Consider the following 12,752-nt stretch of genomic DNA (forward strand, 5'->3'; position numbering starts at 1 on the left):
CGCCGCCCACCGCTTCACATCACTGAGATCCCCACCCATAACCAGCCCAACGACCAACCTGGCCACCAGTCACACCAAAGACCGTTGCAGTACTAGTACTCCAGCCAGACTTCGGTGTATGTCCTGGTCAACGGCTTGAGCGTGGGGATTTTTAGCTGGATGGTGCCGGGTGAGGGGCGGGTTCGCCCGGCCTGTCCCGCGAACGGATGACCACGCCGTGTGTAGTGACAGCGGCGGGGACAGTCATCGCACGCGTGATCGATGACGCGCCTGCCTCCGAGTGGGAACACGGGCTGGAAGAACTCTTCTTACGGATCGGACACCGCTTCCCCCGCGTCGAGCCCAGACGCCGGATGCGGGACAGGAAGCGCTCGGCGGCCCGGCGCAGGGTCCAGTCGTCGACGACGACGCAGCGGGCCAGACGCAGACGCCCGGCCTCGGTCAGGGGTGCATTGCGGTGGGGCATGAGGGCCTTCTGATCGTTCGTGTAGATGTCGCAATCCACACCGAACCCGGAAGGCCCTCACTCGTTCAAGATCCGCCCGCCGTGATAGCTGTCACCAACCTCCGTCGACAGAACACCTAGGGCTCACGTCCCGATGACCACCGTGCGCGCCCACACGGGCGGTTCATCCGGAACGTAGTCGGGATCGTCCTCGTCCCAGCCCCCCGCGCGAGGCCGGTCGAAGAGACCCACGACCGTCCGGCACGGCGGCGGTGTGCTCGGCCAGGGTGTCTGTCCGTCGGTGAGGGCCACGATGACATCGGGCCGGGGCTGCGACCTGAGCGCCCTGGTGAAGCCCGAGCGCAGGTCCGTGCCCCCGCCGCCGACCAGCGGGATTCCCTCGGCACGGCACAGCGGGTGCACGACCCGGGTCGCCGCGTCGCACGAGAGCACGGTGACCAGGTCCCGCCGGCCGCCCACGGCACGGGAGATGGCGGCGACCTCCAGCAACGCACTGCCCAGTTCGGTGTCGCTGACCGAGCCGGACGTGTCGACGACCACCGCCACCCGGGGAGGTCTGCGCCGCAGACTGGGCAGTACGACACCGGGCACCCCGGCCGAGCGTCGGGCAGGGCGGCCGTACGTGTAGTCCTCGCCCGCCCCCGGCCCCGACACCGCCGAACGGACCGCGGCTCCCAGCAACTGCCGCCATGGCTGGGGCGGATGGAATGCCTCCTGCGCCCATCTCTGCCAACCCTTCGAGGCGCTGCCCGGCCGGCCGATGATGCCCTGGGCCACCCGGAAGCGCACCGCGTCCCGTTCCTGCGCGCTGAGGCCGTGGGCACCCTCCGGCCCCAGGTCCCACTCCCGTTCCAGCCCGTCCGCACCGCTGCCGCAGTCCAGCCAGGCCAGGCCCTGCGTACGCGGCCCGAGCCGGAACTGACGCAGGTAGTCCTCCATGAGCTTCCCCTCGGGCAGGTCCAGGTCCCGGGGCTCGACAGCACCTGACGGCTGGACCAGACCGTCCCCGAACACGTCGTCATTGATCTCGCAGTCGGCCGCGATGTTCATCCGCAGCCGCTCCGCCGGACCGGTCAGCCCGTGCTCCCGCGCGAACCTGTCGCTGCGCCCGTGGTGGTCGCGCAGGAGGTGCGACACCTCGTGCACCCATACGCCGGCGATTTCCTCCACCGGTGTCCGGTCCACGAAGCCCGGCGAGACGTAGCACCGCCAGTGCAGGTCGACGGCCATCGTCGGCACCCGCCGCGACTCCACGGTGTGCAGGGCGAACAGCGCCGTCGCCAGGTAGGGCCGGGCCCGGGCCGCCTGCAGCCGGGCGGCGAAGAGCTTGTCGAGGTCCAGTGCCCCCGGTTCGCCCGGCGTCACCGGCGGGCCTTGGTGGCGGCCGTGGCGCGGGCCGCCGCCTGCTCGGCGCGCCGGGAGAGCGATACCGCTCCGGCGAGTGCCTCGATCGACTCCGGTACGTCCCAGTCCTGCTGCCTGAGCGTGGCGAGTGTCGTCGCGGGGACGACGACCAGATCCGGGGCCCCGGTCTCCAGCGCCCGGACCAGGAGAGCCCACGCCGCGTCCCAACGGGACTTCTCCGGACTCCGACGGACCGCCGCCACCACGCCGTCCAGCACGGCCTGCCGCAGATCCCCCCGCTCGGGCAGGTCGGCACCGGCCGGGTCGGCAAGCAACGACTCCGGATCCGGCAGGTCCATCCGATCCAGGCTCGCCAGCAGCTCCAGTCCCGGACCGTCGCCCACCGCGCCCCTCACCAGCAGGGACAGCACGTCGCGCGAGGCGTCGGCCGCGGTCGCGAAGGCGATCAGACGCAGCGTCATCTCCCAGCTCCGTGGCGAGGGCCAGGCCCCGCCCCGGCGCGTCTCCCCGCTGGGCAGCCGGTGGACGAGTGCGGGACGCGCCGAGAGCAGTCCGCACACCGCCCGGCGGGCGAAGTCCACAGCCTCCGCGAGCCTCTCGGGGGCGAGCCGCGGCAGGGTCGCCCGCGGCCACGTGCCACCGAGCCCGCGGACCACGACGTCGTGGTCGTGGACCCACTGAAGGTGCACGAACCGGTTGGCCAGAGGCGGGCTGAGCTCCCAGCCGTCCGCCGCCGACGAACGGGGGTTGGCGGCGGCAACGATGCGTACGCCGGGCGGGAGCCGGAGCGAGCCGATCCGGCGCTCCAGTACGAGACGGAGCAGGGCGGCCTGCACGGCGGGCGGGGCGGTGGACAGTTCGTCGAGGAACAGCAGCCCGCGGCCTGCCCGCACCAGGCGCACCGCCCAGTCCGGCGGTGCCATCGGAACACCCTGCTCCGCGGGATCGTCACCGACGATGGGCAGCCCCGAGAAGTCGGACGGCTCGTGGACGCTGGCGATGACCGTGGTCAGCGGGAGTTCCAGCGACTCGGCCAGCTGGGTGAGGGCGGCGCTCTTGCCGATCCCCGGCTCGCCCCACAGGAGTACCGGCAGGTCGGCGGCCACGGCCAGGGTGAGGGCCTCCAGCTGGGTGTCGGGGCGGGGTTCGGTGGTGGTGTCGCACAGGAGGGCCATCAGCTCGCCGGCGACGTCCAGTTGGGAGACCGGGGCCCGGTCGTGGGTGGGGGCGGGCAGGGTGCGTGTGGGCATGAGTGGTCACCTGAGGGGTCTCGGTACGAGTGTGAACAGAGCTTCGAGCGCGGGGACGAAGGCCCCCGGATCAGCGGAAGGTCGCGTGGTGCGGGGGCCTTCGCAGTCAGCGGAAGGTTGCGTGTGCGCGGGCCTTCGGGGTCAGCGGAAGGTTGCGTGAAACGGGCGCCGGTACGGGTGGCGGTCCCGGGAGCGCCGGAATTCCGGACGGGGGTGGCGGGCCCCGGACCCGGCGAGGTCCGCCCGGTACAGTCCGTAGGCGATCCGCCGCAGCGCCGCGGTCTCCAGCTCGTCCCTCAGAGGGCCGCTGCGCAGGATCGCACCGGGGCCCAGCAGGCCTTCGACGACGGCCAGCGCACCTTCGATGTCGCCGTGGTCCAGGCGTTCACGTACGCCCGTGAGGCAGTCCGGGCGGCGGTGGGCCTCGTCGACGGCCTGGAGGCAAGGCATCGGTGTGCCGGTCAGGGCGGCCAGGAGTTCCTCGCGGCGGAGCTCGGCCGGGTCGTGGTCGAGTGGGGCGAGCGCCCCGTCGACCAGGCCGATCCGGTGCCGTGCTCCACGGCATTCCACGAGGCGCGGCTGTCCGGCCGCGTCGGGAGTCGGTGGGGGTCCGGCCGGCACATGTTCCGGGATCAACGCCTGGACGACCAGCGGGTGCAGCCGGCCGGCCTCGAACCCTCCGCTACGGATGAGCTCCAGGTCGGGCAGCGCCCAGATCGCGGCGTCGGGAAGGACCGGCAGCACGTAACCGGCAGCATCCGCGGACGCCTCCGCGATCCGCAGTGCGGGCGGGCCGTCGCCGTCCGCGTCCAGTCCGAGGAGCAGCCGGTGCCGGCCCCCGAACCGCACGACGAAGGTACCGCCGGCCCGCCCCTCGGCCGCCAGCAGCAGGGCCGCCTCGGCAGCCCATCGTCCAGGGGCACAGCGGCGGCCCGGCGGCACCCGGTCCGACACGGCGGGGTCCATCGCCTCGGCGGGCAGGCGTTCGGCGCCGGACCGGATGAGCAGTTCGCCCGTCCTGCGCGCGTCCCACAGGTGGCGATGCAGGTCCAGGCGGAAGCGCCGGCTGGGCCGGGGATGCGGATGGAGGCGGGCGCCCGCCTCGGAGCGGGTTCCGTCCCACAGGGCGAGGCTGATCCGCTGGCCGGCGTCGGCCCAGGCGGGCGGGGTCCGTACCACGAGGTGCACGGGGTGATCAGGGGCGCCCGGATCCACGGCGTCGTACCGGGCCAGGGCGATCGTCAGCCCCGGGCGCAGCAGCCCGTGCGGAGCGATTCTCGGCAGGTGCCAGCGCAACAGATCCGGCACCAGGTGGCGCAGATCGGCCCGTACCCGGGCGGCGAGTTCCCGGCCGTGGGTACGAGCCAGCGAGCGCAGTCGGAGATCGACATCGATGCCCGCGGCAGCGCATGCCCCCGCCCAGTCACCGGCACGGCGGCGGGCGGTCGCGGTCTGGATCATGGAGGGCGGCACGGCGAACTCGCGCACGCGCAGCCAGAAGGAGAGGAAAGGGTCCCGATTCGCGTTCTCAGTGAGCATCAGCACTCACCTTGCGCGGACGGGTCCCCCGATCTGTGAGCAGTGTGTGTTGTCATCGCGAGGCAGCCTAGCGGCCCGCCCTCGTGCCCGCCAGGTGTTTTCGACCGGCCCTTCCCCACCTCGATGCCCGCGGCAGCCACTGCGCGGGGCGAGCGCATAGGGTGCCTGAATGGTCGAGATCCCCGAGGCGTTCGCGCGCGGCACCGTGGGGCGTGAAGGTGCGCCCGGAGCGGCCTGGATCGCCGGACTGCCTTCCGTCGTCGACGAGTTGTGCGGTCGCTGGGAGTGCGTTCCGGACGGCGAGGTCATGTACGGAGGCGTCGGCCTCGTCGTCCCGGTGCGACGGCGGGGCGCGGCCGACGCCGTACTGAAGGTGTCGTTCCCGCACCCCGGCAACGTACATGAGCCGGACGCGTTCGCGGCGTGGGACGGACGCGGAGCCGTACGCCTGCACGAGCGCGACGGTGAGCGCTTCGCGATGCTGCTGGAGCGGGTGGGGACGTCGCACCTCGGAGAGGTCGAGGACGACGACGAAGTCGTGCGGGTGGCCGGGCTGATCAGCCGCAGGCTGGCCGTGCCGGCCCCGCCCGGTCTGCCCCGGCTGCGCGAGCAGGCCGGGGCCTGGGAGGAGCAGGTGCGCAAGGACGCCGTGGAGTTGCGCCACTCGCTGTCGCGCCATGTGCTGGACGCCGCCGTGGCGACGGCGCACGAACTGGGTGGCAGCCAGCCGGACTTCCTCATCCACGGCGACCTGCACGCCAGGAACATCCTGCGCGCCGGCCGTGAGCCGTGGCTGGCCGTCGATCCCAAGGGCTACGTGGGGGACCCCGCATACGACGGCGGCACCCTGCTCAAGTCCCGGGCGGTGTCACTTCTCGGGGCGGAGGACCTGCGCAGGGCCGCCAACCGCACACTCGACGTCTTCACGGAAGCCGCGGAGCTCGACCGCGAGCGCACCCGCCGCTGGGCACAACTTCATGCGGTTCAAGCCGCGTTCTGGGGTCGTCGGCACGGGTTCCGCAGAGCCCGCAGCGGCCCCCAACGCGATTGGCTCACCGAATTCGCGGACAGATTGGCGGAGTTGCTCACGAACGTCACCTGACCGCCCTGACCGCACGGCATGTCCGCGGCCGCCGTGGGGCGCGTACGACACCATCCTGCGGCGGCACGGAACCCGGAAGGCCCGTGCCGCCGCAGAACGGCGGAGTCTCGTCCCGGATGTGTCAGGCGGCGGTGCCCAACTCCTCCCGGGGGCTGCGCGCGGTACGTGGCAGGGTCAGCACCGCCACGAAGCCGAGGACCGCAACCGCCGCGAAGAAGTAGAACCCCCACGGATGGCCTATCCCGGACGCGACCAGGGCGCCGGTTATCGACGGGCCGACGATCGAGCCGATGCGGCCGATGCCCGATGCGGAGCCGAGCGCGGTGCTCCGGATGTCTGCCGGGTAGAAGTTCGTCACGTAGGCGTAGACCAGGACCTGGGCCGAGAAGACGAACACTCCGGTGAAGAAGATGACGACGTTGAGCAGGAGGTCGCTGTCCATCTTGACGCTCAGGCACGCCAGCATGAGCACGGCCGCGCCGAACCAGCCGAGAGTGGTGCCCTTGATGCCCCGCCGGTCGGCGACGAGTCCGCCGACGATCAGGCCGGCCACACCGCCGACATTGAGCACGAGGAGTTGGGTGACGGCCGCGGGGACGGGGTAGCCGGCATCGTTCATGAGCTTCGGCAGCCAGGTGTTGAGGCCGTAGACCAGCAGCAGGCCCATGAAGGAGGCCACCCAGATCCCGATGCCCGCGCGCAGGTACGCGGGCTTCAGCAGTTCGGTGAACGGGACGCGCTGCCCGGCCTTCTCCCTGGTCCGGACGAACGCCTCGGACTCCGGGAGGCGGAACCACTGGATGACGGCGACACCGAGGCCGGCGATGCCGAGTATGTAGAAGAGCACCTTCCAGTTGTCGGTGACCTGGAGCGCCAGCAGCGAGGTGATCACCGCGCCGGTGTGATAGCCGGTCATCGTCAGTGTGCTGGCCCGCGCCCTGCGGTCGGCAGGCATGTGCTCGGCCATGATCGTGAGAGACACCGGCATACAGGCACCCAGGCCCAGGCCGGCGATGAGACGGAGCGCGGCGAACATCCCTACGGAGTCGGCGAGCGGCACGACGAGGGTGAAGACCGAGAACAGCACCACCGAGCCGATGAGCAGGCGGCGGCGCCCCAGCCGGTCGGCGAGCGGGCCGACGGAGACCGCGCCGATGGCGACGCCGACGAGCGAGAGCGTCGCGATGGTGGTCGCGTCGCCCGCCGTCATGCCGAGGTGGTGGGTCTTGAGCAGGGTCGGGATGATGGCGCCCAGGACCACTAGGTCGTAGCCCTCGAGCATGACCGTGATCCAGCAAAGGACCACCGTCCAGGCGCTGCTTCTGCCGGCCCGGTCCGGCGCTTCGGACGAAATGACGGATGTCATGGGGATTCCCCTCAGCGAGGTCAGGAGACCGGAGTCAGAACGGGTAGTCGGCGATGTCGGGGCGGACGGTGACCCACTGGCCCTCGGTGAAGGCCTCGATGTTCGCTGCGGCGCCACCGAACCGGGACCCCGTGCCGGAGGCCTTGACCCCGCCGAAGGGTGCGTTGGGTTCGTCGCCGACGGTCTGTTCGTTGATGTGGATCTTGCCGGATTCGATCCGGTCGGCGAGCTTCATCGCCGTGCCCACGTCCCCGAGGATGCCGACGGACAGCCCGTACTCGCAGTCGTTGACGATCCGAGCGGCGTCATCGAGGTCCGAGAAGCCCATGACGGGCGCCACGGGGCCGAAGATCTCCTCACGCCAGGCCGGCATGTCCGGCGTCAGTCCGGTCAGTACGGTGGCGAGATATCCGGCTCCGGCGATCTCACCGCCCGCGGCGAGGCGCGCGCCCGCTGCCACGCTGTCGGTGACGATGCCGTGGACCCGTTCCAGCTGACGTCGGTCGATGATCGGCCCGAGCGCCACGTCCTCCAGGGCGGGGTCACCTACCGGAAGCGCCTTGGCCTTCGCGGCGAGGACGGCGGTGTACTCCTCCAGCAACGACTCGTGCACGATGTGGCGGCCGGTCGTCATGCAGATCTGGCCCTGATGGAGGTAGGACCCGAACGCGCCGGCGGAGGCCGCCTTCGCCACATCGGCGCCGGGCAGGACCACCAGCGCGTTGTTTCCGCCCAGTTCGAGGTGGGCCCGCTTGAGCAGGCGCCCGGCGCGCTCACCGATGGCACGTCCGACCGGGGTGGAGCCGGTGAAGGAGACGACCCTGACCTCCGGGGCCTCGACGACCGCCTGACCGACCGAGGCATCACCGGGCAGCAGATGCAGCACGCCCGCGGGCAGCCCGGCCTCCTCGAAGACGCGCGCGATGACGACCCCGCCGCTCACCGCGGTGCGCGGGTCCGGCTTGAGCAGCACCGCGTTGCCCAGGGCGAGTGCGGGTGCCACCGAGCGCAGGCCCAGGATCAGCGGGAAGTTGAAGGGGGCGATGACGCTCACGACACCCGCCGGGCGGCGACGGGCGAACGACCAGCGGGCGTCCTCGGAGGTGAGCACCTCGCCCTGGGGGTGGGTCGGCAGCCCGGCGCACTCGAAGCATTCGCCCACGGCGAGCTCGATCTCGAACCTTGCCTTGGCCCGCACGGAGCCGGCCTCCCGCACCAGCCACTCCCCGACCTCGTCGGCGCACTCCCGGAATATCTCGCCCGCGCGGCGCAGGACGGCCGCCCGCTGCTGCGGCGAGGTCGCCGCCCATTCACGCTGGGCCCCGGCGGCGCGGGTCGCCGCCCTGCGTACGTCGTCGGCGGTGGCTGCCCCGACGACGCCGAGCTGTTGTCCGGTGGCCGGTTCGAGCACGGGATACGCGGAAGAGGAGTCCTGCCAGCCGTCGCTGAGGAACCTCCCGCTCCAGACGCCGTTGTCCAGAACTGTCATGCTTCTGCCTTCCTTCTCACGAGAGGGTGATACGCACATGCGTCACGCGGGGGTGGTCAGCGCCGTGTCCACCTGGATGAGTCGCGGTCCTTCCGGGTTCTCGGCGAGAACGGCGCGCAGTTCCTCGGCGCCGTGGACGTGGCGGGCCCGGACGCCGTAGCCCTCCGCGATCCGGGTGAAGTCCAGGCCCGGGATGTCCAGGCCGGGGGCGTCCGGTACGCCGAGCAGGTCGCCGAACCACCGCAGTGCGCCGTACGTCCCGTTGCGCAGCAGCACGATGGTCAGCGGGATCCGGTGCTGGGCGGCGGTCCACAGGGCGGTGATGCCGTAGTTGGCGGACCCGTCGCCGATGACGCCGACGACGGGACGGCCGGGCTGGGCCATCGCGACCCCGACCGCGCCGGGCAGGCCGAAGCCGAGCCCGCCGGCGGCCGGGAAGTAGTAGGAGCCCGTGCGCCGCAGGTCCATCTGGCGCCACCACGAGGAGTTCGTCGAAGTCGACTCGACCACGTACGCGGTGTCCTCGGGCTGCTCGTCACGCAGCGCGGCGAACACCTCCTCGGGGTGCAGCTTCGTCCCGTCGCCGGTGCGCGGCTCGGGCGCGGGCCGGTAGGCGCCCGCGGGCGTGGCCGGAGCGTCGAGCGCTTTCAGCAGCAGGTCGATGACGGCTCCGGGCGCGGCGACGAGGGCCTCCCCCATGGGCGCCCGTGCGGCGGCCGAGGCGTCGTCGGTGACCTGGACGAGCCGGGTTCCTTCGGGCAGGTACCGGCCGGGCAGGTACTCGTGGTAGCGGAACACCGGCGCCCCGAGCACGAGTACCAGGTCGTGGCCCTCGAAGGCCTCGGAGACGGGGGCGATTCCGGCGGGCAGCACCCCGCGGAACAGCGGGTGCCGGTTGGGGAAGGGCAGCCGGAAGAGCGAGGGGGCCGCCCACACCGGTCCGCCCAGGCGTTCGGCCAGCCGGACGGCGTCGTCGAGGAGGCCGGCGGAGTCGATGTCGCCGCCCAGGACGAGCGCCGGACGCCGGGCCGCGGTGACCTGGTCGACGAGGCGGCGTCCCTGCTCCTCGCTGGGCGTCGAGGCGCGGTGGACCCGCCGGTCGAGCACCGCGAGGCTGTTCTCGTCGGCTTCGGCGGTCCAGTCGTCGTAGGGGACGGAGAGATAGGTCGGCCGCCGCTGGAGTTCGGCTTCGAAGACCGCCTGGGCGAGTGCGCGCGGTACGTCCTGAGCGCACGCCGGTTCCGCGGCCCAGCCGACGAGGGGCTTCATGAGTGCCGGCGCGTCGACGCTGGCCAGGTTGGCCTCCGGGCCCACCGCGGGCCGTACCTGCTGGCCCGCCACGACTACGAGCGGGGTCCGGGAGGCCACGGCGTTGGTGAGCGCACCCATCGCGTTCCCCGAGCCGGAGGCGGCGTGCAGGTTGACGAGGACCGGGCGTCCTGTCGCCTGGGCGTACCCGTCGGCCATGCCGACGACGGCACCCTCGTGCAGCCCGAGGACATAGCGGAACTGTTCGGGGAGGCCTGCCAGAAAGGGCAGTTCGTTGGAGCCCGGGTTACCGAAGACCGTGGTGAGGCCCTGGCGTTCCAGGAGTTCATGGGAGATGCGGCGCACGGAGGGCACGGACGTTCCTTTCCGGTGGTGATGTGCGACACGCTAGGGAGGCCGCGACATGAGCACCAATAGATGTTTCCGTGCTGCGATATAGAGTCCATCTATATGAAGGAGTTCGATCTCAACCTGGCCCGTGTCTTCGTGCTGCTGTACGAGACCGGCAGCGTCACGGCGACCGCCGACACCCTCCACGTCACCCAGCCCACGGTCAGCTACAGCCTGGGCAAGCTGCGCCGGCACTTCGGCGACGAGCTCTTCCGCCGCACCGGGCGCGGGCTGGCCCCGACCGCGGACGCGCGCCGGCTCTACGAACCGCTGCGGCGCGCTCTCGCGGAGATCGACGGCGCGGCGCGCCAGGCCGAGGACTTCGATCCGGGGAGCATGCCCGGCCGCTTCACCGTCGCTCTCACCGACCTCGGCGAGGCGACGCTCCTCCCCCGGCTCCTTGCGACGGCACGCAGGCGCGCACCCGGGGTGTCCTTCACGATCCGGCCGCTCGACGTGGCCGAGGCCGAGGGCCAGCTGCGCCGCGGTGACCTCGACGCGTTCGTGGCCACCCCGGTGCTGTCACCGCAGCAGATCGTGCGGATCCCGCTCTTCCGCGAGCGATACGTCGGCATGGTCTCCGCCGGCCACCCCCGCGTCCAGGGAGAGTCCATCTCACTCACGGACCTCGCCGCGGAGCACCATGCGACGGTGTTCGGCCCCAGCGGTCACATCACGCCGAGGGCGGTCCTGGCGTCGCACGGTCTGTTGGACCGGGTGGCGCTGGAGGTGACCCGGCTGTCCATACTCCCGTACGTCCTGGAGCAGACGGACCTGATCGCGATCGTGCCCGAGTACGTCGGTGAGGTGTTCACCGCTTCCCACCGAGTGCGCCTGGTGCGGCTTCCGTTCGAGACGGAGCCGATCGAGGTGGCCCTCTACGCCCGGCTCGAGTCGTCGCGCAGCCCCGCACAGCGATGGCTCGTCCGCTTCATGTCCGAGGTCCTGGGCGAGCAGGTGAGCCCGGCCCAACTGCCGCCGTGGAGCGACGGCAGCCGCTGAGGCGTGTCCGGCGGATCGGGGCCCGGCGCGTCACAGCCCGATGTGTCACAGCCCGGCCACGGCCCATTTCGCCCGTGTGGAGAGTGGGCTGAGCGCCTTCGCCGACTCCTTTCCGATCGTCTTCAGCAGGACCTTTCCGTGCGCCATCGTCGTGCGGGCGAGCGCCGCGTCGCCGGTCGCGGCCGCGGCAAGTGTCAGCTCCAGGTGCTGTTCCGTGATCAGCCGGCCGAGTCCTCGCCGGTGCCATCCGGCCACGTCCTCGTCGGGTGCGGGACCGCCGAGGCCGACTGCCGTGCGCGCCCTCTCCAGCGCCCGCCCGGCTGCCGCGAGGTCGCCCTTGCCGCGCTCCAGGCGGGCGAGGACGTACGCCTCCGAGGCGCGGTCGCGTGCCGAGTCCTGGAGCGAGAGCAGGTTGAACTGGGCGCGGGCCGCCTGTGCGTGATCGCCGATGCTCTCCAGCGCGCGGCTCAGCTTCCGGAGCCGGCCCGCGTCCGGGCCCGTGTCGTCCAGCATGCGGATGAGTGCGACCCGGGCGTGCTCGACCCGGCCCTGCCGGTGGGCGAGTTCGACCCAGGTGAACTCGCTCTCGGCCCCGATGTCCCGTCCGTGCCGCCGCGCCTCCTCGGCTCCGGCCCACTCGACGGCTCCGACCCGGTCGGTGAACAGCCCGGACGTGGCCGACCTGAGCAGGGCGACGTCCTCGTCCTGCCCGTACGCGGCAACCAGCACCGCGGCCAGCTGCCGCTCCTCGAACCGCTCGGTCCGCACGGCGCATTCGGCCTCCAACAGCAGCCGCAGCAGCGGCAGATCGCCGTCGCGGCGGTCGAACTGTGCCGCCCTCAGCGCCCCGGCCCGCAGCACGGGGTCCGCCGCCGCCTCCTCCCGTGCGCCGAGATCGCCGGCGCGCATCCGCTCCAGCTCCTCCCGCCCCGGTCCGAGGACGACGTCACGCAGGCACATACGGTAGGACTCGTCCAGCCGGTACGCGCACAGCTCCGCGGAGTTGAGCAGGAGGTGGTCCGGCTCGGTGCGCCCGGCGGCCGACTCCGTCATCGCGAAGAGTTCGGTCAGCGGCCGCTCCGGAAGGCCCAGACCGGTGATCAACGCCGCCCGCTGTGCGTCCAGTTCGGGCGCGTACTCCTCACGCGCCTCGTTGTCGGACGCGCGCACAGCGGCGCGCATCGCTTCCTCGTCCAGCTCGGCGGTGAGGTTCTCGCACCACTCGGGCAGCCGGATCTGCATCTCCAGTGCCTCGCCCACGCTGTCGGCGATCAGCACGGCGTCCCCTTCGGACGAGGCGTACAGGACAGCCGTTCCCCCCGAGAGAAAGAACGTGCCGCCGGTGTCGTCACCTGCGATCGGCACCAACTGCGCACCGGACGCCAGGTGCACGTCCTCTACGTGATCCGCCCGGCTCACGTCGAAGTTGAAGGGGAATGCGGCCGCATCGGCCAGTTCGGTGCGGGTGCGCAGAAGTTCGAGGAAGCGGTCGGTCATACGGCCGAATCCTAAGG

9 protein-coding genes and 1 pseudogene are annotated in these 12,752 nt (G+C 71.9%); 2 read left to right on the forward strand and 8 right to left on the reverse strand.

Features of this window, described 5'->3' with window-relative positions; all coding sequences use genetic code 11:
• Positions 1-364 precede the first annotated feature (364 nt).
• The 4 genes and pseudogenes from ACIOEW_RS25530 to ACIOEW_RS25545 all read right to left on the reverse strand — a co-directional run.
• Positions 365-466, reverse strand: a pseudogene (locus ACIOEW_RS25530) (IS481 family transposase); the annotation flags it as partial.
• 123 nt (positions 467-589) lie between these two features.
• Entirely contained in the window at positions 590-1,831 is a 1,242-nt protein-coding gene (locus ACIOEW_RS25535) for a VWA-like domain-containing protein (protein WP_401966192.1), read from the reverse strand.
• A complete protein-coding gene (locus ACIOEW_RS25540) occupies positions 1,828-3,081 on the reverse strand; it encodes an AAA family ATPase (protein ID WP_401966193.1) in 1,254 nt (417 codons plus the stop codon). Before ACIOEW_RS25540 ends, ACIOEW_RS25535 begins: the two co-directional genes overlap by 4 nt.
• 141 nt (positions 3,082-3,222) lie before the next feature.
• Positions 3,223-4,620 (reverse strand): hypothetical protein, encoded by a 1,398-nt coding sequence (locus ACIOEW_RS25545; protein WP_401966194.1) that lies wholly within the window; start codon positions 4,618-4,620, stop codon positions 3,223-3,225.
• 169 nt (positions 4,621-4,789) lie between these two features.
• Here ACIOEW_RS25545 and ACIOEW_RS25550 point away from each other — a divergent pair, with 169 nt between their 5' ends.
• Positions 4,790-5,722 carry an aminoglycoside phosphotransferase family protein gene (locus ACIOEW_RS25550; RefSeq protein WP_401966197.1) on the forward strand — a complete coding sequence of 311 codons (933 nt, stop codon included), beginning with the start codon at positions 4,790-4,792 and terminating at the stop codon, positions 5,720-5,722.
• A gap of 121 nt (positions 5,723-5,843) precedes the next feature.
• Here the strand turns inward: ACIOEW_RS25550 and ACIOEW_RS25555 are convergent, their stop codons facing one another.
• The 3 genes from ACIOEW_RS25555 to mdlC are packed head-to-tail and all read right to left on the reverse strand — an operon-like array spanning position 5,844 to position 10,200.
• Entirely contained in the window at positions 5,844-7,088 is a 1,245-nt protein-coding gene (locus ACIOEW_RS25555; RefSeq protein ID WP_362544557.1) for an aromatic acid/H+ symport family MFS transporter, read from the reverse strand.
• A gap of 34 nt (positions 7,089-7,122) precedes the next feature.
• The gene (locus ACIOEW_RS25560; protein WP_401966198.1) at positions 7,123-8,577 is read right to left on the reverse strand and encodes a benzaldehyde dehydrogenase; all 1,455 of its coding nucleotides are present in this window, start codon (positions 8,575-8,577) and stop codon (positions 7,123-7,125) included.
• Between the two features lie 42 nt (positions 8,578-8,619).
• A complete protein-coding gene (mdlC, locus tag ACIOEW_RS25565) occupies positions 8,620-10,200 on the reverse strand; it encodes a benzoylformate decarboxylase (protein WP_401966200.1) in 1,581 nt (526 codons plus the stop codon).
• Between the two features lie 96 nt (positions 10,201-10,296).
• Between mdlC and ACIOEW_RS25570 the strand changes: the two genes are divergently transcribed.
• Positions 10,297-11,238, forward strand: coding sequence for a LysR family transcriptional regulator (locus ACIOEW_RS25570; RefSeq protein WP_362544549.1), 942 nt, complete (start codon positions 10,297-10,299; stop codon positions 11,236-11,238).
• A 45-nt stretch (positions 11,239-11,283) separates the two neighbouring features.
• On the opposite strand, the gene ACIOEW_RS25575 is transcribed toward ACIOEW_RS25570, so the two are convergent.
• Positions 11,284-12,735 carry a hypothetical protein gene (locus tag ACIOEW_RS25575; RefSeq protein WP_401966202.1) on the reverse strand — a complete coding sequence of 484 codons (1,452 nt, stop codon included), beginning with the start codon at positions 12,733-12,735 and terminating at the stop codon, positions 11,284-11,286.
• Between the last annotated feature and the right edge of the window lie 17 nt (positions 12,736-12,752).

The sequence above is a fragment of the Streptomyces sp. NPDC087901 genome (assembly GCF_044742205.1).
Classification (GTDB): Bacteria; Actinomycetota; Actinomycetes; order Streptomycetales; family Streptomycetaceae; genus Streptomyces.